This window comes from Pseudoxanthomonas sp. 97-1-1 (assembly GCF_057773125.1).
Genome location: NZ_JBYMTJ010000001.1, coordinates 408,744 through 431,237, shown reverse-complemented (window position 1 = coordinate 431,237; position 22,494 = coordinate 408,744). Strand labels below are relative to the sequence as shown.

At 68.0% G+C, this 22,494-nt stretch carries 24 protein-coding genes; 17 read left to right on the top strand and 7 right to left on the bottom strand.

The annotated features are described in order from the left end of the window. Window positions 1-130 precede the first annotated feature (130 nt). The 6 genes from lepA (at window position 131) to recO (ending at window position 5,663) form a co-directional block, all read left to right on the top strand. Window positions 131-1,924, top strand: coding sequence for a translation elongation factor 4 (gene lepA / locus AC3DET_RS01985; RefSeq protein ID WP_185742119.1), 1,794 nt, complete (start codon window positions 131-133; stop codon window positions 1,922-1,924). A gap of 147 nt (window positions 1,925-2,071) precedes the next feature. Further along, window positions 2,072-2,872 carry a signal peptidase I gene (lepB, locus tag AC3DET_RS01980; protein WP_337730102.1) on the top strand — a complete coding sequence of 267 codons (801 nt, stop codon included), beginning with the start codon at window positions 2,072-2,074 and terminating at the stop codon, window positions 2,870-2,872. Between the two features lie 37 nt (window positions 2,873-2,909). Beyond that, entirely contained in the window at window positions 2,910-3,287 is a 378-nt protein-coding gene (locus tag AC3DET_RS01975) for a DUF4845 domain-containing protein (protein ID WP_142125079.1), read from the top strand. Between the two features lie 4 nt (window positions 3,288-3,291). Further along, window positions 3,292-3,954: a ribonuclease III gene (gene rnc / locus AC3DET_RS01970; RefSeq protein WP_192200831.1), complete on the top strand. Its 663-nt coding sequence runs from the start codon at window positions 3,292-3,294 to the stop codon at window positions 3,952-3,954. A 10-nt stretch (window positions 3,955-3,964) separates the two neighbouring features. Further along, on the top strand, window positions 3,965-4,903 hold the full coding sequence (gene era / locus AC3DET_RS01965; protein WP_488390558.1) for a GTPase Era: 939 nt from the start codon (window positions 3,965-3,967) through the stop codon (window positions 4,901-4,903). 16 nt (window positions 4,904-4,919) lie between these two features. Next, complete coding sequence (gene recO, locus AC3DET_RS01960; RefSeq protein ID WP_337730100.1) at window positions 4,920-5,663, top strand: DNA repair protein RecO; 744 nt, start codon at window positions 4,920-4,922, stop codon at window positions 5,661-5,663. 5 nt (window positions 5,664-5,668) lie between these two features. On the opposite strand, the gene AC3DET_RS01955 is transcribed toward recO, so the two are convergent. Continuing rightward, on the bottom strand, window positions 5,669-6,373 hold the full coding sequence (locus tag AC3DET_RS01955; RefSeq protein WP_488390557.1) for a response regulator: 705 nt from the start codon (window positions 6,371-6,373) through the stop codon (window positions 5,669-5,671). A gap of 100 nt (window positions 6,374-6,473) precedes the next feature. Between AC3DET_RS01955 and rlmD the strand changes: the two genes are divergently transcribed. From rlmD to AC3DET_RS01910, 9 genes are all read left to right on the top strand, one after another. Beyond that, window positions 6,474-7,817, top strand: a complete 1,344-nt coding sequence (gene rlmD, locus AC3DET_RS01950) for a 23S rRNA (uracil(1939)-C(5))-methyltransferase RlmD (RefSeq protein ID WP_488390556.1) — start codon at window positions 6,474-6,476, stop codon at window positions 7,815-7,817. A 94-nt stretch (window positions 7,818-7,911) separates the two neighbouring features. Beyond that, window positions 7,912-8,430 (top strand): CYTH domain-containing protein, encoded by a 519-nt coding sequence (locus tag AC3DET_RS01945; protein WP_488390555.1) that lies wholly within the window; start codon window positions 7,912-7,914, stop codon window positions 8,428-8,430. 10 nt (window positions 8,431-8,440) lie between these two features. Further along, window positions 8,441-9,448, top strand: coding sequence for a beta-N-acetylhexosaminidase (gene nagZ / locus AC3DET_RS01940; protein WP_446537337.1), 1,008 nt, complete (start codon window positions 8,441-8,443; stop codon window positions 9,446-9,448). Continuing rightward, window positions 9,448-10,017, top strand: a complete 570-nt coding sequence (locus AC3DET_RS01935) for a hypoxanthine-guanine phosphoribosyltransferase (protein WP_192201277.1) — start codon at window positions 9,448-9,450, stop codon at window positions 10,015-10,017. The genes nagZ and AC3DET_RS01935 overlap by 1 nt, the downstream gene beginning before the upstream one ends. 2 nt (window positions 10,018-10,019) lie before the next feature. Then, on the top strand, window positions 10,020-10,766 hold the full coding sequence (locus AC3DET_RS01930) for an S-methyl-5'-thioinosine phosphorylase (protein WP_192200838.1): 747 nt from the start codon (window positions 10,020-10,022) through the stop codon (window positions 10,764-10,766). Between the two features lie 91 nt (window positions 10,767-10,857). Next, window positions 10,858-11,064 (top strand): cold-shock protein, encoded by a 207-nt coding sequence (locus tag AC3DET_RS01925; protein WP_055942196.1) that lies wholly within the window; start codon window positions 10,858-10,860, stop codon window positions 11,062-11,064. 96 nt (window positions 11,065-11,160) lie between these two features. Next, a complete protein-coding gene (locus tag AC3DET_RS01920) occupies window positions 11,161-12,396 on the top strand; it encodes an FAD-dependent oxidoreductase (protein ID WP_488390554.1) in 1,236 nt (411 codons plus the stop codon). Window positions 12,397-12,483: 87 nt separating this feature from the next. Next, window positions 12,484-14,112, top strand: a complete 1,629-nt coding sequence (locus AC3DET_RS01915) for an acyl-CoA dehydrogenase family protein (RefSeq protein ID WP_488390553.1) — start codon at window positions 12,484-12,486, stop codon at window positions 14,110-14,112. Then, on the top strand, window positions 14,109-14,615 hold the full coding sequence (locus tag AC3DET_RS01910; protein WP_488390552.1) for a L,D-transpeptidase family protein: 507 nt from the start codon (window positions 14,109-14,111) through the stop codon (window positions 14,613-14,615). The genes AC3DET_RS01915 and AC3DET_RS01910 overlap by 4 nt, the downstream gene beginning before the upstream one ends. Window positions 14,616-14,634: 19 nt before the next feature. Here the strand turns inward: AC3DET_RS01910 and fabR are convergent, their stop codons facing one another. Then, window positions 14,635-15,276, bottom strand: a complete 642-nt coding sequence (gene fabR / locus AC3DET_RS01905; protein WP_225590959.1) for an HTH-type transcriptional repressor FabR — start codon at window positions 15,274-15,276, stop codon at window positions 14,635-14,637. A gap of 121 nt (window positions 15,277-15,397) precedes the next feature. Here fabR and AC3DET_RS01900 point away from each other — a divergent pair, with 121 nt between their 5' ends. Then, window positions 15,398-16,501: a ferredoxin reductase gene (locus AC3DET_RS01900; RefSeq protein ID WP_488390551.1), complete on the top strand. Its 1,104-nt coding sequence runs from the start codon at window positions 15,398-15,400 to the stop codon at window positions 16,499-16,501. Further along, on the top strand, window positions 16,501-17,661 hold the full coding sequence (locus tag AC3DET_RS01895; protein WP_337730090.1) for a fatty acid desaturase family protein: 1,161 nt from the start codon (window positions 16,501-16,503) through the stop codon (window positions 17,659-17,661). Before AC3DET_RS01900 ends, AC3DET_RS01895 begins: the two co-directional genes overlap by 1 nt. A 171-nt stretch (window positions 17,662-17,832) precedes the next feature. Here the strand turns inward: AC3DET_RS01895 and AC3DET_RS01890 are convergent, their stop codons facing one another. From AC3DET_RS01890 to AC3DET_RS01870, 5 genes are all read right to left on the bottom strand, one after another. Then, window positions 17,833-18,015: a hypothetical protein gene (locus tag AC3DET_RS01890; RefSeq protein WP_488390550.1), complete on the bottom strand. Its 183-nt coding sequence runs from the start codon at window positions 18,013-18,015 to the stop codon at window positions 17,833-17,835. 111 nt (window positions 18,016-18,126) lie between these two features. Next, window positions 18,127-19,908 carry an ABC transporter transmembrane domain-containing protein gene (locus AC3DET_RS01885; RefSeq protein ID WP_488390549.1) on the bottom strand — a complete coding sequence of 594 codons (1,782 nt, stop codon included), beginning with the start codon at window positions 19,906-19,908 and terminating at the stop codon, window positions 18,127-18,129. 105 nt (window positions 19,909-20,013) lie between these two features. Continuing rightward, window positions 20,014-20,604: an IMPACT family protein gene (locus AC3DET_RS01880; RefSeq protein ID WP_488390548.1), complete on the bottom strand. Its 591-nt coding sequence runs from the start codon at window positions 20,602-20,604 to the stop codon at window positions 20,014-20,016. After that, a complete protein-coding gene (locus AC3DET_RS01875; protein WP_488390547.1) occupies window positions 20,601-21,737 on the bottom strand; it encodes a hypothetical protein in 1,137 nt (378 codons plus the stop codon). The genes AC3DET_RS01880 and AC3DET_RS01875 overlap by 4 nt, the downstream gene beginning before the upstream one ends. After that, entirely contained in the window at window positions 21,734-22,252 is a 519-nt protein-coding gene (locus AC3DET_RS01870) for an RNA polymerase sigma factor (RefSeq protein ID WP_488391156.1), read from the bottom strand. The genes AC3DET_RS01875 and AC3DET_RS01870 overlap by 4 nt, the downstream gene beginning before the upstream one ends. Window positions 22,253-22,494 lie beyond the last annotated feature (242 nt).

The window sequence follows — 22,494 nt, the reverse complement described above, 5'->3', positions numbered from 1 at the left end:
TTGCGGGGCGACGGCGTTTCCCCGGGGCCGGGATGCGGATCGGCGAGACCGGGCAGTGTCCGTGCGATAATGTCCCGTTATTCCTGACGACCGCACAGGCCGCCGCGCACTCCCCATGTCTTCTGATTCCATGCGGAACATCCGCAACTTCTCGATCATCGCGCACGTCGACCACGGCAAATCGACCCTGGCCGACCGCATCATCCAGCTCTGTGGCGGCCTCGAGGCCCGCGAGATGGAAGCGCAGGTGCTCGACTCCAATCCCATCGAGCGCGAGCGCGGCATCACCATCAAGGCCCAGTCCGTGTCCCTGCCGTACAAGGCCAAGGACGGGCAGGTCTACCAGCTGAACTTCATCGACACCCCCGGCCACGTCGACTTCAGCTACGAAGTCAGCCGCTCCCTGGCGGCCTGCGAAGGCGCGCTGCTGGTGGTCGACGCCGCCCAGGGCGTGGAAGCCCAGTCGGTCGCCAACTGCTACACCGCGGTGGAGCAGGGCCTGGAAGTGGTGCCGGTGCTCAACAAGATCGACCTGCCGACGGCCGACATCGAGCGCGCCAAGCGGGAAATCGAGGCCGTCATCGGCATCGATGCCGACGACGCCGTGCCGGTCAGCGCCAAGACCGGCCTCAACGTCGACCTGGTGCTGGAAGCCATCGTCCAGCGCATCCCGCCGCCGAAGCCGCGCGACACCGACAAGCTGCAGGCGCTGATCATCGACTCGTGGTTCGACAACTACCTGGGCGTGGTCTCGCTGGTCCGCGTGATGCAGGGCGAGATCGGGCCGAAGAGCAAGATCCTGGTCATGTCCACCGGCCGCACCCATGAAGTGGACAAGGTCGGCGTGTTCACCCCCAAGCGCAAGGAGCTGAAGAAGCTCGGCGCCGGAGAGGTGGGCTGGATCACCGCCAGCATCAAGGACGTGCACGGCGCGCCGGTCGGCGACACCCTGACCCTCGCGTCCGACCCGGCCCCGGGCCCGCTGCCCGGCTTCCAGGAAATGCAGCCGCGCGTGTTCGCCGGCCTGTTTCCGGTCAACGCCGAGGACTATCCGGCGCTGCGCGAGGCGCTGGAGAAACTGCGCCTCAACGACGCGGCGCTCCGTTTCGAGCCGGAAAGCTCCGAGGCCATGGGCTTCGGCTTCCGCTGCGGCTTCCTCGGCATGCTGCACATGGAAATCGTGCAGGAGCGCCTGGAGCGCGAGTACGACCTGGACCTGATCAGTACCGCACCGACGGTGGTGTATGAAGTCCTCAGGACCGATGGCACGGTGCTCTCGCTGGACAATCCGGCCAAACTGCCGCAGTCCAACCTGATCGAAGAGGTGCGCGAGCCCATCATCCGCGCCAACATCCTCACCCCGGAAGCCTACATCGGCGCCATCATCAAGCTGTGCGAGGAAAAGCGCGGCGCGCAGATCGGCATCCAGTACCTGGCCAGCCAGGTGCAGATCAGCTACGAGCTGCCCATGGCCGAAGTGGTGCTGGATTTCTTCGACAAGCTCAAATCGGTGAGCCGAGGCTATGCCTCGCTGGATTATGCATTCCTGCGCTTCCAGCCCGGCCCGTTCGTGCGTCTGGATACGCTGATCAACGGCGACAAGGTCGATGCGCTCAGCCTGATCGTGCACCGCAGCCATGCCGACCGGCGCGGCCGCGAGCTGTGCGAGAAGATGAAGGAGCTGATCCCGCGGCAGATGTTCGACGTGGCCATTCAGGCCGCCGTGGGCTCGCAGATCATCGCGCGCAGCACGGTCAAGGCCATGCGCAAGAACGTGCTGGCCAAATGCTATGGTGGCGACATCACCCGCAAGAAGAAGCTCCTCGAGAAGCAGAAAGAGGGCAAGAAGCGGATGAAGCAGGTGGGGCGCGTGGAGATTCCGCAGGAAGCCTTCCTCGCCGTGCTGCAGGTGGACAGCAAGTAGCGTTTTCCTTCTCCCTGCGGCAGAAGGTGGCGCATAGCGCCGGATGAGGGTACGGCGAAGTCCGCGAAGCCGGGAGCGCGCGGACTTCGCCGTACCCTCACCCCAACCCCTTTCCCGGTGGGAGAGGGGCCATTCAACGGAGTGTGTATGGTCTGGTTTGAAACGATCCTCGTGGTACTGACGCTGCTGACCGGCCTGGTATGGCTGGCCGACAAGCTGTTCCTGGCCAAGCGCCGGCGCGCCCGGAGCGGATTGCTGGACGAAGAGCCGGTGCTGGTGGACTACTCGCGCGCGTTCTTCCCTGTGCTGGCCGTGGTGCTGATACTGCGCAGCTTCATCGCCGAGCCTTACAAGATCCCGTCCAGTTCGATGATGCCGAACCTGCTGATCGGCGATTTCATCCTGGTCAACAAGTTCTCCTACGGCCTGCGCCTGCCGATCACCAACCAGAAATTCCTGGCCATCGATGAGCCGGCGCGCGGCGACGTGGTGGTGTTCAAGCCGCCCCACGACCCCAAGAACAACTGGATCAAGCGCGTGATCGGCCTGCCGGGCGACAAGATCGGCTTCCACGGGGACACGGTATCGATCAACGGTCAGCCGTTGACCTACGAGAAGCTGGGCGACTACGTGGGCAAGGGCAGCGGTGCAGGTGAGACCGGGGCCGCACTATTGAAGGAAAAACTGCCGGGACGGCCCCATACGGTGCTGGAATGGCTGGACAGCGCACGGCCGGAGGGGCAGGGCGAATGGGTGGTTCCGCCCGGGCATTATTTCGTCATGGGCGACAATCGTGATAATAGCGAGGACAGCCGGTTCTGGACGCAGACCCATTTCCTGCCGGAACAGAACCTCCGCGGGAAGGCCTTCCTCGTCTGGCTGAACTGCGAGGGCTGGTTCTGCAAGAATGGCTTCGATGCCTCGCGTATCGGCAACGGCATCGAGTGATCTTTCAACGCTAACGGGGAAGCACGGGGGAATGGCAATGAAGCGCAAGCAAAGCGGCATGACATTGATGAGCTTTCTGATGGTGCTGGCCGTGGTGGGCTTCGCCGCCTACATCGCCATGCGACTGTTCCCGATGTACCAGGAGTACTACGCGGTCAAGTCCTCGATGAAGGGGCTGGCCAACGAGGCGGGCGTGGCGGACATGGATCCGGCCCGGATCCATGAACTGTTCTTCCGCCGCCTCGACATCAACTACGCCACCAACATCAAGCCTTCGCACGTGAAGATCGAGCGCATGGAGGGCGGCTGGAACATGAAGGTCGCCTATGAAGTGCGCCGCCCCCTGGTGGGCAATCTCGATGTGGTCGGCAACTTCGCCGCCGAGCAGGCGATGACGCGTCGCGGCGCGGAATAGGGATTTGGCGGTTGACCGCATCGGCCATGCGTTCGCCGACCAGGGCCTGCTTGCGCAGGCTCTGACGCATCGCAGCGCGGGGGCTCCTCACAACGAGCGCCTGGAGTTCCTGGGCGACGGCGTGGTCAACCTGCTGGTGGCGGAAACCCTGTTCCTGCGCTGGCCCAAGGCCGACGAAGGCGCGCTGACCCGCGCACGCGCCGAACTGGTGCGCGAGGCGTCATTGGCCACCCTCGCGCGGCACCTGCAACTGGGCGAGCGGCTGACCATGGGGCCGGGCGAAATGAAGTCCGGCGGCCATCGTCGCGATTCCATCCTGGCCGATGCGCTGGAAGCGGTCGTGGCGGCCATCTATCTCGATGCCGGTTTCGATGCGTGCCGGGCCGTGGTGCTGCCATGGTTCGAGGAGTCGCTGGCCGCGCTGCCGGTCGGGCGGCCGGAGAAGGATGCCAAGACCCGCCTCCAGGAATGGCTGCAGGGGCGCCAGCGTCCCCTGCCGGTCTACGAACTGGTCTCGGAAAGCGGCGATGACCACGCCAAACTCTTCCTCGCGCGCTGCACCACGCTGGATCCGCCGCTGACGGCGGACGGCGAGGGCACCTCGCGCCGCAACGCCGAGCAGGTCGCCGCGGCGGCGCTGCTCGACAAGCTCGACATTTCGAAGTGAGTACCCCCCGGTGAGCGATTCCTCCTCCTACCGCAGCGGCAGTGTTGCCGTCATCGGTCGTCCCAATGTAGGCAAGTCCACGCTGACCAATGCGCTGGTCGGTGCCAAGGTCAGCATCACCTCCAACCGTCCGCAGACCACGCGGCACCGGCTGCTCGGCATCGCGACCTTCGCGGCGGGCAAGGACCGGCCCGCAGGCCAGATTGCGCTGGTCGATACCCCCGGCCTGCACAAGCAGCAGGGCAAGTTCTCCGCCTCGGCGATGAGCCGGGTGATGAACCGGGCTGCCCGTGGCGCGCTGGAAGAGGTCGAGGCGGCCTTGATGGTGGTCGAAGCGGGCCGCTGGGACGAGGAAGACACGCTGGCCTACAACGTGCTGCGCGATGCGGGGATTCCGGTGGTGCTGGTGGTCAACAAGGTCGACCGGATCAAGGAAAAGGCGGCGATGTTGCCCTTCCTCGCCGAGGTCGCGCAGGACCGGCAATTTGCCGCGGTGCATCCGGTGTCCGCGCTGAAACGCAATGGCCTGGACGCGTTGGTGAAGGACATCCTGGCGCTGCTGCCGGAGCAGCCGCCGATGTTCGGCGAAGACGAGATCACCGACCGCAGCGAGCGGTTCCTCGCGGCCGAACTGGTGCGCGAACAGCTGATGCGTCAGCTCGGTGCGGAACTGCCGTACGCCACCACCGTCGAAATCGAGAACTTCACCACCGAAGACTCGCCCAAAGGCGAGCTGGCCCGCATCGGTGCGGTGATCTGGGTGGAGCGCGAGAGCCAGAAGGCCATCGTGATCGGCAAGGGCGGCGCGCGGCTGAAGGAGATCGGCAGCAAGTCGCGCCAGCAGATGGAGCATCTGTTCGACCGCAAGGTGTTCCTTGAAACCTGGGTGCGCGTACGCGAGGGCTGGTCCGACGACGAGACCGCACTCAAGGCCTTCGGGTATGAGTGAGCCCGCGCGGGCCTGAATGCGCATCACCGGCGAGACCGCCTTCGTCCTGCATGCGCGCCCCTGGCGCGAGACCAGCCTGCTGGTCGAAGTCCTCGGCCGGGAACAGGGACGCCTGGGGCTGGTCGCGCGGGGCGTGCAGGGGCCGAAGAAGCATGTCCTGCGCGCCGCGCTGCAGCCGCTGCAATGCATCCGGCTTGATTGCGACCTGCGGGGCGAACTGGCGCGGCTGGTGAGCGCGGAGGCGCTGGACGCGGCGCCGCAGCCCGCCGGCGACGCCATGCTGGCCGCGTTCTATCTCAGTGAACTCGTGCTGCGGCTGGTACCGCGCCACGATCCGCTGCCCGAGCTTTTCGACGCCTATGCGCAGGCACGCGAACGACTGCGGTTGCGTGACGGACTGGCGTGGTCGCTGCGCCGGTTCGAGCGCGACCTGCTGGAAGCGCTGGGCGTCGGCTTCGCGCTCGATGTGGATGGCGATGGCGAGCCGGTGGACCCGGCGGCGCGCTACCTGCTGGATCCGGAGCACGGCCCGCGTCGCCTGCACAGCGATCGCGGCCACGGGGAGCGCAGCCAGGCGGCCACCGGTCGCGCGCTGCTCGCCTTGGCGAAGGATGCGACGCCTTCGCCCGACGATCTCGTCAGCCTGCGTTTGCCGATGCGTTCGGTGCTGGCGCACCACCTCGGCCCGAGGGGGCTGAAATCGTGGGAAATGATCGGTGACCTGGGGCGCCTGAAACACCGCGGCGCCACGACGGACTGACGGCGTCAGGCGGCCGGCGACAGCAGGCGTCTGCTCGCTTCGGCAAAGGCATCGCGCAACCCCGCATCGGTGGGCGCGGCATGCCAGCGGGCCGCGACACCGGCCAGCGCACGGGCCCCTGCGAAGCCGCAGCTGGCCTGCAGCCGGTGCAACTGGGCGCGCAGCGCGGCTTCATCCGCACGGGTGAACGCCTCCAGGCAGGCCGCGGTTGCCACGGGCAACTCGGACAGGAACAACTCCCGCAGCAGCGCCGCGTGTTCGCGATTGCCGGCGAGTGCGGCGAGTGCGGCAGCTTCGTCCCAGTCGGGAAGCGCCTGCGCCGACGGGAGGCCGGTGGCGCCTGCCAGCACATCGCGCACTGCGCGTTGCAGTGCCTGTGCCGAGAGTGGCTTGACCAGCACATCGGCGAAGCCAGCCTGGACCAGCTGTTCGCGTGTTGCGGGTGTCGCATCGGCCGTATGCGCCAGTGCGGGCGTGGACGGATGGCGCGCGCGCAGGCATTGCAGCAGCGCCGCCCCGGTGCCGTCGGGCAGGTTGGCGTCGATCAACCACACGTCGAAGGCGAGCGGAAACGCCAGCGCCTGCGCGCAGTCCGCCGCGCGCTGCACGCGCGCAGGCAGTGCGGACAGGGCGGCCGACAGGAACTCGGCACTGATGGGGTCGTCTTCCACCAGCAGGAGCATCGGCATCGTGCCGTCGGTGAGGGTCATGGTCGGGCATCCTGCGGACTGGTCCCATCTTAGCGTCGGCGGGGGCGGGCGGCGCCCATGCGACAATGCGGCCCCGCCAACACACGCAGCCTGACGCCACGTGGCACGTACCCGCTCCCCCCGCATCGACAAGACCCCCTTCGAAGCCACCATCACCGACCTGACCCACGACGGGCGGGGCGTCGCCCGCCGCGACGGCAAGGCCGTGTTCGTCTCCGGCGCATTGCCGGGCGAGCGGGTGATGGCCGAACAGACGGCGAAGAACCGCCATTTCGACGAAGCGAAGGCGCTCGAGGTGCTGGATGCTTCCCCCGACCGCGTCACGCCGCGTTGCCCGCATTTCGGCACCTGTGGCGGCTGCGTGCTGCAGCACCTGGACGAGGCCCGGCAGATCGAGGCCAAGCAGCGCGTGCTGCTGGAGAACCTGGAGCGCATCGGCCACGTCACGCCGCGGGCGGTGCTGCCGCCGCTGACCGGTGCCGCCTGGGGATACCGCCGCAAGGGCCGCTTCTCCGTGCGCCGGGTCAACAAGAAGGACAAGACGCTGGTCGGTTTCCGCGAACAGGATCCGCGTTTCGTCGCCGACCTGTCCGAATGCCACACCGTCATCCCGGGGATCGGCACGAAGATCACCGCGCTGGCCGAGCTCGTCGAAAGCCTCGGCGCGCGCGAGCACATCCCGCAGATCGAGTTCATCGCGGGCGACGCCGATGCAGACTTCAGTGGCATCGCGCTGGTGTTCCGCCATCTGCTGCCCCTGAGCGAGGGCGACCGCGGGAAGCTCACCGCATTCGGCCAGTCCACCCGGCTCGCCATCTTCCTGCAACCGGGCGGACTGGAAAGCGTGCATGCCCTGTGGCCGGAGGCGCCGCAGCTGGCGTTCGCGCTGGCGCCGTGGGACGTGTCGCTGGCCTTCCGTCCGCTGGACTTCATCCAGGTCAACGCGGCGCTCAACGAGAAGATGATCGCGCGGACTTTCGAACTGCTCGACCCGCAGCCGCAGGACCGCGTGCTCGACCTGTTCTGCGGGCTGGGCAACTTCACCCTGCCGATGGCACGCCTGGTGGGCGAGGCCGTGGGCGTGGAAGGCGAGGCGGGTCTTGTCGTGCGTGCGCGCGACAATGCCGCCCGCAACGGGCTGGTCAACGCGCACTTCCACGCGGCGGACCTGACCCAGGACCAGCGTGGTACGCCGTGGATGCGCCAGGGCTTCGACAAGCTGCTGCTCGATCCGCCGCGTTCCGGTGCCATCGAGGTGCTGCAGCAATTGCCGCTCAGGCAGTTCGACCGCATCGTCTACGTCAGCTGCCATCCCGGCTCGCTGGCACGCGACGCGGGTTACCTGGTCAACGAGCAGGGCTACACGCTGGTGTCGGCCGGCGTGATGGACATGTTCCCGCACACGGCGCATGTGGAGAGCATCGCGCTGTTCGAAAGGAAGTGATCCCTGCCGGAGGGGCTTCGGCCCCGACACCGGGACGATCGGGAAAAGCGGTCGGGGCTGAAGCCCCTCCTACAACAACGCAGGGCTTCACTCGATGGGCATCGAAATCGAACGCAAATTCCTGGTCATCGGCGACGCCTGGCGCGATGCCGCGCACGAGGTCGTGCCGATGGCGCAGGGCTACATCAACGACATGGGGGCGATGGATCGCGGTGAACAGAAGGCCTCGGTGCGCGTGCGCATCCAGGGCGATGCCGCCTTCCTCAACCTGAAATCGCGCGAGCTGGGCGCCACCCGGCAGGAATTCGACTACGCCATCCCCGTTGCCGACGCCCGCGCGTTGCTGGCGCTGTGCGTGGGCGGCGTGATCGACAAGCGTCGGCACTACGTGCGGCACGAAGGCCACCTGTGGGAAGTCGACGAGTTCGTGGGCGCCAACGCGGGGCTGGTGGTGGCGGAAATCGAATTTGACCGTGCCGATGAAGATTTCGTGAAACCTGCCTGGGCCGGCAAACAGGTCACCGACACCGCCCGCTATTACAATCTTGCCCTGGCGTCGCGTCCGTACGGACAGTGGTCCGACGACGAACGCGCCGCCACCGATATTCCCTGAGGAACACCCCATGCTCGTCATCGGCATCGCCGGCACAGAACTCACCGCGCAGGAACGCGACTGGCTGCAACACGACGCCGTCGCAGGCGTCATCCTGTTCACCCGCAACTTCGCCTCGCGTGCGCAGGTGGCGGAACTGTCGCAGGCCATCCGCGCCGCCGCGCCCCGTCCGCAGCTGGTCTGCGTGGACCAGGAAGGCGGGCGCGTGCAGCGCTTCCGCGACGGTTACAGCGATCTGCCGGCGCTGGAAGGCTTCGGCAAGCTCTATGCGCGGGAGCCGCAGCTGGCCCTGCAGCGCGCCGAAGAACACGCGTGGCTGATGGCCAGCGAGATCCTCGCCAGCGGCGTGGACCTGAGCTTTGCGCCGGTGGTGGACCTTGCGCGTGGCAACCGCGCCATCGGCAATCGCGCCTTCGACGCCGATCCGCAGATCGTGGCCGAGTTCACCCGCGCGTACATCCGCGGCATGCACGCGGCCGGCATGGCGGCCACGCTGAAGCACTTCCCCGGCCACGGCACGGTGCTGGAAGACACCCACTTCGACGACGCCGTCGATCCGCGCAGCCTGGACGTACTGCGCGCGGAGGACCTGGTTCCGTTCGTCGCCGGCATCGAGGCCAAGGCCGATGCGGTGATGATGGGGCACGTGAAATATCCGGCGGTGGCACCGGAACCGGCGGGCTACTCGCCGTTCTGGATCCAGAAGATCCTGCGCGACGAGATGGGTTTCCGCGGGGTGGTGTTCTCGGACGACATCGGCATGGCCGCGGCATTCTCGGCAGGCGGCGTGAAGCAGCGCATCCATGACCACCTGGACGCCGGATGCGACGTGGTGCTGGTGTGTTCGCCCAAGCTGGTGGACGAGTCGCTGAAGGCGGTGGAAGGCCGCGCACTGAATACCGCCGCCGTGCTCGGGGTACTGGGCCGTGGCGCCCTGGGGTGGGATGGCCTGATCGCCGATGCGCGCTATGGCGACACCCAGGCGCGCGTGCTCGACAGTCTCACGGGAGTTGCATGATGGAATCGCTGGGCAATCCGAAGCCGAAGCTGGCCGACGCGCTGGCCAATGCCGACCTGCTGGTCGACCGCGCGACGATAGACCGCGCCATCGCCACGATGGCCGCGCCGATCGCGCGTGACTACGCGGGCGAGGTGCCGGTCTACCTGACCATCATGCACGGCGCGCTTCCGTTCGCCGGACAGCTGTCGCTGGAACTGGGCGCGCTGGGGTTGGACCTGGAGTTCGACTACCTGCACGCCACCCGCTATCGCGGCGAGACCACGGGCGGGGAGCTGGTGTGGAAGCACCGCCCCGCGACTGCGCTCTACGGTCGCCGTGTGCTGCTGGTGGACGACATTCTCGACGAAGGCCATACGCTGCTGGCAGTGAAGCAGTGGTGCCTGGAGCAGGGCGCCACCGACGTGCGGATCGCCGCGCTGACCACCAAGCAGCATGATCGTTGCGTGCCGGGCATCTGCGCGGACTATGTGGGCCTGGAGGTCGCGGACCGCTATGTGTTCGGTTTCGGCATGGACTACCACGAGCAGGGTCGCAACCTGCCGGGCATCTACGCGCTGAAGGACTGAACATGGCCGACATCGCGCTTGCCGTCATCGGCGGTACCGGCGTCTACAGGCTCGCCGACCTGCAGGACGTGGAGACGAAGGAGCTGCACACCCGCTTCGGTGCGCCGTCCGGTCCTGTCCGCATCGGCACGCTGGACGGGCGGCGCGTGGCGTTCCTCGCCCGCCACGGCGAGGGCCATTCGGTGCCGCCGCACCTGGTCAACTATCGCGCCAACCTGCAGGTGCTGAAGGACCTCGGTGCCACCCGGGTGCTGGCGTTGAACACCGTCGGCGGCATCACCGATGCCTGCGGTCCGCGTGTACTGGCGTGCCCGGACCAGCTGATCGATTACACCTGGGGCCGGATCTCGACGATCTGCGAGGAGCCCGGCAGCGAGGTGCTGCATGTCGACTTCGGTGATCCGTACACGCATTTACTTCGTCAGCAGATCCTCTCTGCGGCCCGCGAGGCCGGCGTGGATCTGGTGGATGGCGGCTGCTACGGGGCCACGCAGGGACCGCGTCTGGAGACCCGTGCCGAGATACGCCGGATGCGCCGCGATGGCTGCGATCTGGTTGGCATGACGGGCATGCCCGAAGCCGGTCTGGCGCGGGAAATGGGCCTGGAATACGCCTGCCTGGCCATCGTCGCCAACTGGGCGGCGGGTTGCGGCACCGACGAGGAAATCACGATGGACGAGGTGCTGGCGAACGTGGCCGCTGCATCGGCCGGGATCCCGGCCCTGGTGGCGGCGCTCGCACGCAGGTGATTGTCAACGCGCGCCGGGCTTTGCATACTCGGCGTGTGCGGCGTCATCGCCGCACATTCCACCCGCATCCAGAAAAGGAAATACAAGCGCTATGCCGTACGGTACCGTGAAATGGTTCAACGATGCCAAGGGCTTCGGATTCATCGCGCCAGAAGATGGCAGCGCCGATGTCTTTGCGCACCACACCGCCATCAACAGCAAGGGCTTCCGCAGCCTGCAGGAAGGCCAGCGCGTCAGTTACGAGCTGACCCAGGGCCCGAAGGGTGCACAGGCGTCCAACATCACGCCGGCAGCCTGATCCAAGACGATTTTCTTGAACCCCGCTCCGGCGGGGTTTTTTAACGCCTGCATTCCGGCGCATCGCACGTCCGGCAGGAAAGGAACGCGGCACCCGATGGACTCCCTGCACATCGCCATCGTCGGTTATGGCACCGCTGGCCAGGCTGCGGCGTTGCTGCTGTCGCGCGACGGCCACCGCGTGGAGGTCTTCGAACGTGCGGAACAACCGGGGCCGGTCGGCGCGGGCTTCCTGCTGCAACCGACCGGACTGCAGGTGCTGTGGGAACTGGGCCTGCTGCCCGATGTGCTGGCGCATGGCCGACGGGTCAATCGCCTGTATGGCGAAACGCCCTGCGGTCGTGCGGTGATGGACATGCGCTATGCCGGACTGGACGCGTACTTGTTCGGGCTGGGCATGCAGCGCGGAGCGTTGTTCACGCTGCTGGCGGAGGCATGGGCGGGGCAGGGCGAGATCCATCGTGGTCACGCCATCGAGGCCGTCAGTGACGATACGCGTCGCGTACGCGACCAGCATGGCCGCTGGCATGGCCCGTTCGACCTGGTGGTGAGCGCTGACGGTTCGGCTTCACGACTGCGCGTGGCCACCGGAGCCGTGAAGCGCGAGGCCGTCTATCCGTGGGGTGCGTTGTGGCGACTGGTCCCACAGGGCGACTGGCGCTGGAACGACGAGCTGCGCCAGCGTTACGTGGCTGCACGCAAGATGATCGGGTTGCTGCCGGTGGGCACGCGGCCCGGTGATGGAACGCCGCGGTTGAGCTTCTTCTGGAGTCTGCCCGTCAGCGACTTCGATGCCTGGCGCGCGCGCGGTCTGCCGGCATGGCGCGAGGAAGTGGCACGCCTGTGGCCCGAGGCCGACGCCTGCCTGGCCGACACCGTGGACGCCGGCCAACTCGCACGCGCCAGTTATCGCGACGTGACCCTGCGGCAGTGGTACCGGGACCGCCTCGTCGTGATCGGAGACGCCGCGCATGGCATGAGTCCGCAATTGGGCCAGGGCGTCAACATGGCGCTGATGGACGCGATGGCCCTGCGCGACGCACTGCGCGTGCAGGGCGATGTCCCGGCGGCGCTGGAGGCATATCAGCGCGAACGCCGGGCGCATGTCGGCGTCTACCAGTTCTGGAGCCGCTGGCTGACCCCGATCTTCCAGTCCGACCGGGACCTCATCGCGCATGCCCGCGATCTGGCGTTCCTCCCGATGGGCCAGCTGCCGGGTGGGCGCGGCCACATGCTGCGGGTGCTGAGTGGCACGCAGCACGGCTTCTTCCGCAAGCTGGAGCTGAAGCAGGCGTTCCTCGGGACACTTCGCGATCTCGCCCGCACTGTCTAGGACATCGCAATCAGTGGCAGGGCCCGCAACGCATCCACGCGCCGCGCTGAATTGCGCGAGAATCCGGGCGTGCAACGGGAACCGACGATGAGCGAACTTCCTCCGTTCGAAACGCATTCCGTGGAAAACCAGCCGCCACCGTTCGTGCCGCGCGACCTGTGGGCGGACGACATCGTGTTGCGCGAGTGCGTGATGCGTGATGGCGCAGGCGCGTTCGCCCCCCGGCTGGCGACCTATGGCGCGCTGGCGGGCGACGCGCTCTACCGTCTTGGCTTCGATGCGAACCGGGACCGGCCGCGCCTGCGCACCCATGACCAGCACGGGCATCGCATCGACCTGATGGAATTCCACCCCGCCTATCACCAGCTGATGGAGGCGGCGAAGACGCACGGTGTCGCCGGCCTGTCGTGGCACGAACCGTTGCCCGGCGCGCACGTCGCGCGCGCTGCGTTGAGTTATCTGCATCACCAGGCGGAAGCGGGCACCAGTTGTCCCCTGACGATGACGCATGCGGCCGTCCCCGTCCTGCAGCGCGAGCCTGCGCTGCGCGAATGGGCGACGAAGGCGGCCGCGCCGCAGTACGATCCGCGCGACGTGCCCATTGGCGGCAAGGCCGGCATCACGCTGGGCATGGGCATGACCGAAAAGCAAGGGGGTTCCGACGTGCGGGCGAACGCCACCACCGCCACGCCGGACGCCGACGGCACCTACACGCTGGTCGGGCACAAGTGGTTCTTCTCCGCGCCGATGTGCGATGGCTTCCTGGTGCTGGCACAGGCACCGGGCGGGCTGACGTGCTTCCTGATGCCGCGCCGACGGGCAGACGGTGCGAAGAACGCATTCCGGCTGGTGCGGCTGAAGGACAAGCTGGGCGACTGGGCGAATGCGTCGAGCGAAGTGGAATTCACGGGCGCGCGGGCATGGCGTATCGGCGACGAAGGACGCGGTGTGGCCACCATCATCGAGATGGTGATGCTGACCCGGCTCGACTGCATGCTGGGGTCATCCGCCGAGATGCGGATGGCGCTGGCGCAGGCAATGCATCATGCGCGCCATCGCCGCACGTTCGGCAAGCCGCTTGTGGAACACGCCCTGATGCGCAACGTGCTGGCCGACCTCGCGCTGGAGTCCGAGGCGGCGACCACCTTCGCGCTCCGCGTGGCACGCGCGGTGGATGCGGCGCCGCGCGATCCACGCGAGGCCGCCTTCGCGCGCATTGCCACGGCCGCCGGAAAATACTGGCTCTGCAAGCGCGCGCCCGCGTTCGTCAACGAGGCGCAGGAATGCCTGGGCGGTGCCGGCTACGTGGAAGAATCGATCCTGCCGCGGCTGTACCGGCAGGCGCCGTTGAACTCGATCTGGGAAGGCAGTGGCAACATCCAGTGCCTCGACGTACTGCGCGCCCTCGCGCGCGAACCCGAGACCGTGCAGGCGGTGGGCGACGAACTGGCCGCCGCTTCCGGGCACGATGCGACGTTCGATGCGTTCGTCGATCGCCTGCGTGTCGACCTCGCCGTCGCCCGCGAAGCCGGTGCGCGCCTGCTGGTGGAGCGTCTGGCGCTTGCGTTGCAGGCGTCGGTGCTGCTGCGCGCGGGCAGTCCGGCCGCGACCTTGTTCATCCGCAGCCGGTTGGGCGGGGAGCATGGCCTGGCGTTCGGCACGCTTCCGGCGGAGGTGGACGCAGCGCCCCTGCTGGCGCGGGCGTTGCCGGCATGAGCGCCTGGCGCTGGATGTTCGCGTTGCTGGCTGTGTTGGGGCCGTCGTCGCAGGCGCGCGAACACGGGGATTGGCCGCCGCCCTTGCTGCCCGCTGCGCAGCAGGCCGACGCGATCCGTGTCCAAAAGGCGCAGCGCCGCATGGCGCTGTTGCGCGGTGGGCGCACCATCGCCACGTATCGCATCGCCCTGGGGGGCGCACCGGTGGGGCACAAGCGCGAGCAGGGCGACCAGCGCACGCCGGAAGGCGATTACCGCATCACCTACCGCAACGGACGCAGCCGCTTCCATCTGTCGTTGCGCATTTCCTATCCGGATGCGGCCGACCGTCGACAGGCGCTTGCGCGTGGTGTCGATCCGGGCGGCGACATCATGATCCATGGCGCCACCCCGCCGGGTTCACGCGCTGACTGGACGGAGGGCTGCATTGCCGTGACCAATGCGGAAATGGAAGCGATCTGGCAACGCGTGCCGGTGGGTACGCCGATCAGCATCGAACCCTGACGGGCGCGTTGCCGGTCCGTCAGCGTTGGCCGCCCCCGCGGGAGGCCAGTGCGCGCGAGCCGGTGATGATCATGCGGACCATCTCGGACAGTTGCTCGATCAGTTCCTGATCCTTCTCCGGCGGCAGATCCATCGCCGTGGCGCCCATCGCGAACACCAGCCGGGTGATGGCCTTGGATACCAGCGCAGGTTCGTACAGCGGGGCGTTGTCGCGCGTGGCCAGCCGCACCAGGTCCATGCACAGCTCTTCTTCGAAGAACTGCAGCTCGAGCTCCACCGCGTGCTTGAACGCATCCGAACCGACGTTGCCTTCGCGCAGCAGCACGTGCAGCAGCTTGTCGTCGGCGCGCAGCTGTTCGATGAATGCCTCCACCGAGCCGCGCACCACGCTGCGGTCGCTGCTGTAGGCGCGGTGGCGCGCCTCGCCGATGATCTTGCGCAGCGAGCGGCCGGCCAGATCGATCAACGCGACGGCCAGCTCGTCCATGTCGCGGAACTGGCGATAGAAGCTATTGGGGGCGATGCCGGCCTCGCGGGCCACTTCGCGCAGGCTCAGCGTGGACACGCTGCGATGCGGGCCCACCAGTTTCAGCGCGGCCGCCATCAGGTCTTCGCGCGAGATCGACGCCTTGCGGCCGGGGCCGTTGTCGTCGTGGGGCAGCGGTTGCGGGTATGAAGTCACGCGGGAAGGCCGGACGTGCGGAGTGATGGGGGCATCATAGCCTCGTAAATTAATATACAACTGTATACACATCCGTCCTTACAGGGGTATAGTGCTGGCCATGAATGCCCAGATCCGTCCGTCCCCCCGCCGGCCCGGTCCCCTGAAACGGCTGATCCGGCCGCTCGTCAAGCCGGATGTGTTCGATTTCTGGGCCACCCGCTTGCATCGCACCTGGACCTGGGAGCGCCCGCTGGCCCGGCTTGTCGCCCGCGAATCCGCCTCCGCGGACGCGGTCACCCTGCTGTTCAAGCCGAACCGCCACTGGGCGGGCCATCGCGCTGGCCAGCATGTGAACCTGGGCATCGAGATCGATGGGGTGCGGGTTACCCGCAGCTACAGCCTGACGTCGCCCCCGCGGGCGGACGGGTTGCTGCCGGTGACGGTGAAGGCGATCGAGGGTGGCAAGGTCAGCCGTTACCTGCACTCGACGGCCCGCATCGGCGAGATCGTCGAGCTGGGGCAGGCGTTCGGCGACATGACGCTGCCGGCAGCGCCGACAGGCGCCTATCTGCTGCTCGCCGCCGGCAGCGGCATCACGCCGCTCATGGCGCTGGTGCGTGAACTGGCCGGGCAGGGCATGCCGGTTGGTCTGACGTTGCTCTACTGGGTGCGCCGGCGCGAGGAGGCCTGCTTCCTCGACGAACTGCGGACGCTCGCCGCCGCCCATCCGGGCTTCCACTTCCGGTTGCTGCTCACGCGCGAAGCCGCCTCTGCCGGCGACGAAGCCGAAGGCCGCATCGATGACACGGTGCTCTCCACGCAGGCGGGCGATCCCGCCATGCAACAGGTGATCGCCTGCGGGCCGGGCGGGTTCGTCGAAACCGCGCGTGGCCTGCTGGCCTCGCGCGTGGCCTCGTTCCAGGCCGAAGCGTTCACCGCCCCGCCGGTACTGGTGGTGGACGAGGGCGAGGTCGACATCCGCCTGCAACGCAGCGGGCGCACGCTGCGCGTGCCGCGTGGCGAATCCCTGCTGGTGGCCCTGGAACAGCACGGCCTCAAGCCGCCGTCCGGCTGCCGCATGGGCATCTGCAATACCTGCGCCTGCGGCAAGTCCGCCGGCAGCACGCGCCACCTGCCCAGTGGCGCGCTGATGCATGAACCCACCCAGGCGTTGAAGCTGTGCATCCACAGCGCCGCCACCGACATCGAGCTGGATCTGTAATGGCGACCCTTTCCTCCCCCCGCAACCGCAGTCTCACCGCCGACGAACTGGATCGCTTTGGCGAGGAACTGGACGCCCTGCGTGCGCGTACCGTGGCGACGCTGGGCCAGCGTGATGCGCGCTATATCCGCAACGTGGTCAAAGCGGTGCGTTACACCAACCTGACCGGCCGCGTGCTGTTGCTCGCCGCCGCGATCGCCGGTGGCCTCTGGCTGGCCGACAGCGCGGTGGGCTGGCTGTTCTGGGTGCTGTGGGCGCTGGGTGCGCTGTCGCTGGGCCTGGGCAAGATCCTCGACAACATGGAGCTGGGCCACAACGTGATCCATGGCCAGTACGACTGGCTGGGCGACCCGCAGCTCAACGGCAAGACCTACGACTGGGACATCGTCGCCACCAGCGAGAACTGGCGGCACACGCACAATTTCCGCCACCACACGTACACCAACGTGCGTGGCATGGACGACGACATCGGCTATGGCCTGCTGCGCATCTTCCCTGAGCAGAAGTGGAAGCCTTTCTACCTGGCGCAGCCGGTGGTCGCGGTGGTGTTCGCGCTGCTGTTCCAGTGGGGCATCGCCATCCAGGACCTCAAGCTGGGCCGCTGGTGGCACGGCAAGATGACCACCCAGCAGCTGCGTCGCAAGTCCGCCCCGGTGGTGCGCAAGATGGGTCGCCAGCTGGCCAAGGACTACGTGATCTATCCGGCGCTGGCCGGGCCTTTCTTCCTGCCGGTACTGCTCGGCAACCTGGTCGCCAACGGCCTGCGCAACGTGTGGACCTACGTGATCATCTTCTGCGGGCATTTCACCGCCAATGCGGAAACATTCCCCAAGGAATGCATCAAGAACGAGTCGCGTGGTCACTGGTACCTGCGCCAGTTGCGTGGTTCGTCCAACCTGCGGGGCGGATTCCTGATCAACGTGCTGTCGGGCAACCTGAGCCACCAGATCGAGCACCACTTCTTCCCCGATATCCCGGCCAACCGTTACGCCGAGATGGCACGCGAGGTGCGCGCGATCTGCGCCCGCTACGGCCAGCACTACAACACCGGCACGCTGCTCACGCAGTTCGGGCAGGTTTGCTGGCGCATCGTGCGCCATGCCTTCCCCAGCCGCCCGCGACGCGCGATGGCGCTGGTCCAGGCGGAGGCCGCTGCGTAAGAGCCAGGCGCCGCCGTCCGGCGGTGCCGCAGCGCGCGCCGCAAGCGCGATGTCGCGCCTGAGCCGCCATTCGGCAAAGAACGAAGCGGCGATCAGGCCCGTACCCGGCAGGCCCAGCCACTGGAACCGGGGATTCTCGAAGACCTCGTCGACCAGGTCGCTGTCCTGCAACTAACGGCGCAGCAGGCGTACTTCGCTAGCCAACGCATCCGTACCGGACTCGCCACGATGAGCGGCTTCCTCCGCCTGTAGTGCCTGGCGCGACATCGCCCGGCTTCCTGTGGCATCAGCGCCTTCGCGGCGTTCCACCGTGACGACCCGTGCGCCGGTCAGCAAGATCAGCGTGGTGTCCAAGCCAACGCGGCAAAGGCGGAAGCGATTCCTGGATCATGCATGGGCTCCGGTCCTGGCCTCTCGCATCGTAGTGCAAGCTGCCCTCGGACGGCCGACGCACCCGCGGCAGGATCAGTCCAGGAACTGCAGTCGCGCAAGCTCGGCGTACAGGCCGTCCTGCGCCAGCAGTTCCGTATGCGTGCCCTGCGCGATGATGCGGCCACGGTCCATCACCACGATGCGGTCGGCCTTCAACACGGTCGCCAGCCGATGCGCGATGACCAGGGTGGTACGGCCCTCCATCAGCCGTTCCAGTGCCTGCTGCACCGCGCGCTCGCTCTGTGCGTCGAGCGCGCTGGTGGCTTCGTCCAGCAGCAGGATGGGCGCATCCTTCAGCAGCGCCCGGGCGATGGCGATGCGCTGCTGCTGGCCACCCGACAGGCGTGCGCCACGCTCGCCGAGCTGGCTGTCGAAACCTTCCGGCAACTCGCGCAGGAAGTCGTCCGCCTCCGCCGCCTCGGCCGCCGCCTGCAGCTCGGCATCGGTGGCATCCAGCTTGCCGTAGCGGATGTTCTCCGCAGCACTGGCCGCGAAGATGGTGGGCTGCTGTGGCACCAGCGCGATGTGTTCTCGCAGGGCGGAAGGATCCAGCTCCCGCAGGTCCACGCCATCGACGCGCACGCTGCCGGTCTGGGCATCGTGGAAGCGCAGCAACATCGAGAACACGGTGCTCTTGCCTGCGCCGGACGGTCCGACCAGGGCGACGGTTTCGCCGGGCTCGACGGCGAGGTCGAAGCCGTCCAGCGCGGGAAGGTCGGGGCGCGACGGGTAGTGGAACGAGACGTTGTCGAAGCGGATCTCGCCTTTGACCGGCTGCGGCAACGTGCGTGGTTGTGTCGGCGCCTGGATGACAGGGGTTTCGCCCAGCAGCTCCGCGATGCGGCCCATGCCACCGGCCGCGCGTTGCAGTTCGTTCCATACCTCGGCCAGTGCACCGACCGATCCGCCGCCGATCAGCGCGTACAGCACGAACTGGCCCAGCGTGCCCGCGCTCATCGTGCCGTCGATCACGTCATGCGCGCCCGACCAGAGCACCAGCGTGATTGCGCCGAAGATCAGGGTGATGGCCGCTGCGGTCACCCATGCCTGCGCGCGGATGCGCTTGCGGGCGGTTTCCACGGCGGTCGCGATGGCGGCACCGAAGCGGCCGCGTTCGTAGGGTTCGCGTGCGTGCGCCTGCACGGTGCGGACGGCGCCCAGGGTTTCGCTGGCCAGCGTGTTGGCATCGGCCACGCGGTCCTGGCTGGCGCGCGACGCTTTCTCCAGTCGGCGGGCACCCAGCACGATGGGCAGCACCGCCAGGGGGATGCCGATCAGCGCGAAGGCCGCCAGTCGGGGGCTGGTGACGAACAGCATCGCCAGGCTGCCGATCACGGTGACGCTGCTGCGCAGCGCCACCGACATGCTGGTAGCCACCACGGTGCGCAGCAGTTCGCTGTCGGCGGACAGTCGCGATACGAGTTCGCCGCTGCGGCTGCGGTCGTGGAATTCGGCATCCAGTCCGATCAGGTGCCCGTACAGCTGGCCGCGCAGGTCCGCGACGACCTTTTCGCCCAGCAGGGACACGAAGTAGAAGCGCGCCGCGCTGGCCAGCGCCAGCACGACCGCCACCACGAACAGGAACAGGAACGCGCGATTGATGTTCGCGCCGTCGGTGAAGCCGTTGTCGATCATCTGCCGGAATGCGACCGGCAGGCTCAGCGTCGCCGCAGACGCCAGTGCCAGCGCCAGCAGCCACGCGGTGAACAGTCCGCCGTGCTGGCGCACGAAGGGCCACAGGGCGCGCAGGGTGCCCAGCTTGGCCTTGGGCTTGGGAGCTGCAGCGCTGTCCGCGGTGGTGGCGTTGTCGTTCATCGGCATCCGGAATCGAAGTGGTTGTGGGAGGGGCTTCAGCCGCGACCGGAATGTGTCGTCCCGGGTCGCGGCTGAAGCCCCTCCCGCAGGCACCTGCCGCCGGATTCACGCTGCCGTGGATACCACGCGCACCCGGTTACGGGTGGCGTCGCGCAGATGGTTTTTCAAGGCGTTCGCGCGATCCACCGGGAGTTCCAGCGTCAGCAGCGCGCCGTTTTCATCGAACGATTCCTGCAGTTTGGTCGCCAGATGCGGTGCAAGCGCGGCATGCACCGCACCCAGGTCGTCGAACAGGCAGGCGAGCACCAGGTGCGTGGTGACCACCAGCGGCTGCCGCGGGGCGGTGCGCAGGCACTCCGCCGCCGCGCCGCCATAGGCCCGCACCAGCCCGCCCGCGCCCAGCTTGATGCCGCCGTACCAGCGGGTCACCACCACCATCACCCGGTCGAAACCCTGGCCATCGATGGCGGCCAGGATCGGTCGGCCCGCCGTGCCCGCAGGCTCACCGTCATCACTGGAGCGATATTCGCCGCCGATCCGGTAGGCCCAGCAGTTGTGTGTCGCGGCGGGATCGCCGACTTCGCGCAGGAAGGCGAGCGCCCCGTCGGCATCGGCGACGGAGGTGGCCTGTGCGAGGAAACGGCTGTGCTTCACCTCCAGCAACTGCGAGGCGCGCGCGGCGATGGTGTCGCTCACGGCGTGCCGAGCAGCGGGCGCAGGTCGTCCGGGACGCGCTGGAACGGGTGCTCCTGTACGAACAGCTGCAGGCTGCGCAGCGCGTTGGCGTTGTCGCCCAGGTCACGGCGCAGGCGGATGCGGTCAAGCCACTCGTCCGGGGGCAGCCGTGTGTCAGCATCGACCGGGACCTGCAGGTCTGTCCGCCGAAGGGCGGTGCGTGCGGCACTGGGCTGGACGCTGCCGGCACTGGCGGCCGGAGCGGGCGGGGGCGGGGGCGGTGCTGCCGGTGCGGGCGCTGCGTCCTGCATACGTCCCTGGCGTTCCCGCGTGCTTATGCGGCTGCCGGTGACGGCGATCGTGTCGAGGGTGCGCCCTTCATTGGCGGCGGCCTGCTTGCGCCCTTCCTCGTAACGGGCGCGCTGTTCCTGTGAGGGCTGGGCGGCGGAACGCTGTTGTGTCTGCGCACGCGCGATGGCTTCCGGTACGTCGGCCGCCATCGCGGCCGGTGGTGCATACGCATCCGTTTCAGCCGGGAAGGCCTGGGGTGCCACCGGTTGTTCGCGCGACGATGCCTCCTCGGCTGAAGGCAGGCCGGGAACGGCGGGAATCAGTGCAAGGGGGCTGCGCTTCGGTGCGGCCTCCTGTCGTGCGGCGGCTTCCGCATTCTTGCGCGCGGGCCCGGACGGCGCGACGTCGCGCTCGATGACGGCGGATGGCGGAGGAGGCCGCATGGCCTTTGCCGGGGCGGCAGGTTCCGTCGCCACGATCGCGGGCGGAGGAGCGAGCGATTCGACGGCGGGCGCGGCGGCATCCGCGGCGGCGACATCGGCGTCCTCGCCGATCAGCTGGGCCGAGCGCTGTGTCTGTGCCGGGGCTTCGCTGGCCACCGGGACGTCGTGGCTGGGGCGAAGCTGCCAGGCAATGCCGGCGGCCAGCAGTACCGATGCCGCCACCCCCATGCCGAGTGGCCAGCGTCGGCGGGTTGGCGGCGCCGCGCCGCCCCGGGACGGCGTGTCCTGCACAGCCGCCCGCGCGGCGCCCAGGATGCGCGCATCCAGCTCCGGCGACGGCGCACCGTGCGGTCCCAAGCGGGACAGCGACTGCGCCAGCGCGCGTTCTTCAGGCGTCAGGGGCTCGTGGGGCATCTTCATGGGTTCAATCTCGTCCGCAACCGGTCCATCGCATAGCGCAGGCGCGATTTCACGGTTTCCCGGCCCACGCCGGTGATCTCGCCGATCTCCTCCAGGGTCAGTTCCTGCTCCAGCCGGAGCAGCACGACTTCGCGCTGTTCCGGCGGCAATTCGTTCATGGCCAGTTGCAGCTGCCGTCGCTGCTCGAACTCGGAGAGCTGGCGCTCCGGCGTGTCATGGTCGGGAACGCGCGCGGTCCGCTCGTCCGCGTCCACGGGCGTGGCGGGTCGGTGTTTCGATGCGCGCCAATGGTCGTTCAGCCGATTGTGCGCGATCCGGTACAGCCATGTCCCGAATGCCGCCTCCGGCTTCCAGCCCTCGCGCGCGCTGATCACGCGCTGCCAGGTGTCCTGGAAGAACTCGTCGGCCAGCGCCGGGTCGCGCAGGTGGCGCAACAGGAACCGGTACAACGGCCCACGGTGGCGCGCGTAGAGCTGTTCGAAGGCCGACGCGTCGCCGGCGGCGTAGGCCAGCATCAGGGTCTCGTCGGCGGGTTCTGCGAGGTCGTTCACCGACACCAGCGTAAGCCGTCCACGCACGCCCGTGAAGTCGGGGCGTGGTCGTGGCGCCGACACGTTCAGTGATCGACGCCCGTCGGGGATCGTGGTCGGGTGGGTCAAGGCGACAAGGGGAGCGGGACGGGGCACACGTTTTCAAACGCGCGACGGCCCTTGAAGGGGTTGCCTTGGCCGTTTCCGTTCAGGGGGTCTCAGGCGGT

Excerpts from the sequence above, each read along its gene's own strand:
- AC3DET_RS01955 (WP_488390557.1), bottom strand. The coding sequence starts at position 6,373 with ATGACCCTCACCGACGGCACGATGCCGATGCTCCTGCTGGTGGAAGAC.
- AC3DET_RS01925 (WP_055942196.1), top strand. The coding sequence starts at position 10,858 with ATGCCGTACGGTACCGTGAAATGGTTCAACGATGCCAAGGGCTTCGGA.
- AC3DET_RS01895 (WP_337730090.1), top strand. The coding sequence starts at position 16,501 with ATGGCGACCCTTTCCTCCCCCCGCAACCGCAGTCTCACCGCCGACGAA.
- AC3DET_RS01875 (WP_488390547.1), bottom strand. The coding sequence starts at position 21,737 with ATGAAGATGCCCCACGAGCCCCTGACGCCTGAAGAACGCGCGCTGGCG.
- AC3DET_RS01920 (WP_488390554.1), top strand. The coding sequence starts at position 11,161 with ATGGACTCCCTGCACATCGCCATCGTCGGTTATGGCACCGCTGGCCAG.
- recO (WP_337730100.1), top strand. The coding sequence starts at position 4,920 with ATGCGCATCACCGGCGAGACCGCCTTCGTCCTGCATGCGCGCCCCTGG.
- AC3DET_RS01935 (WP_192201277.1), top strand. The coding sequence starts at position 9,448 with ATGGAATCGCTGGGCAATCCGAAGCCGAAGCTGGCCGACGCGCTGGCC.
- lepA (WP_185742119.1), top strand. The coding sequence starts at position 131 with ATGCGGAACATCCGCAACTTCTCGATCATCGCGCACGTCGACCACGGC.
- AC3DET_RS01885 (WP_488390549.1), bottom strand. The coding sequence starts at position 19,908 with ATGAACGACAACGCCACCACCGCGGACAGCGCTGCAGCTCCCAAGCCC.
- nagZ (WP_446537337.1), top strand. The coding sequence starts at position 8,441 with ATGCTCGTCATCGGCATCGCCGGCACAGAACTCACCGCGCAGGAACGC.
- lepB (WP_337730102.1), top strand. The coding sequence starts at position 2,072 with ATGGTCTGGTTTGAAACGATCCTCGTGGTACTGACGCTGCTGACCGGC.
- AC3DET_RS01900 (WP_488390551.1), top strand. The coding sequence starts at position 15,398 with ATGAATGCCCAGATCCGTCCGTCCCCCCGCCGGCCCGGTCCCCTGAAA.
- AC3DET_RS01945 (WP_488390555.1), top strand. The coding sequence starts at position 7,912 with ATGGGCATCGAAATCGAACGCAAATTCCTGGTCATCGGCGACGCCTGG.
- AC3DET_RS01910 (WP_488390552.1), top strand. The coding sequence starts at position 14,109 with ATGAGCGCCTGGCGCTGGATGTTCGCGTTGCTGGCTGTGTTGGGGCCG.
- AC3DET_RS01930 (WP_192200838.1), top strand. The coding sequence starts at position 10,020 with ATGGCCGACATCGCGCTTGCCGTCATCGGCGGTACCGGCGTCTACAGG.
- AC3DET_RS01975 (WP_142125079.1), top strand. The coding sequence starts at position 2,910 with ATGAAGCGCAAGCAAAGCGGCATGACATTGATGAGCTTTCTGATGGTG.
- AC3DET_RS01915 (WP_488390553.1), top strand. The coding sequence starts at position 12,484 with ATGAGCGAACTTCCTCCGTTCGAAACGCATTCCGTGGAAAACCAGCCG.
- AC3DET_RS01870 (WP_488391156.1), bottom strand. The coding sequence starts at position 22,252 with ATGCTGGCCTACGCCGCCGGCGACGCGTCGGCCTTCGAACAGCTCTAC.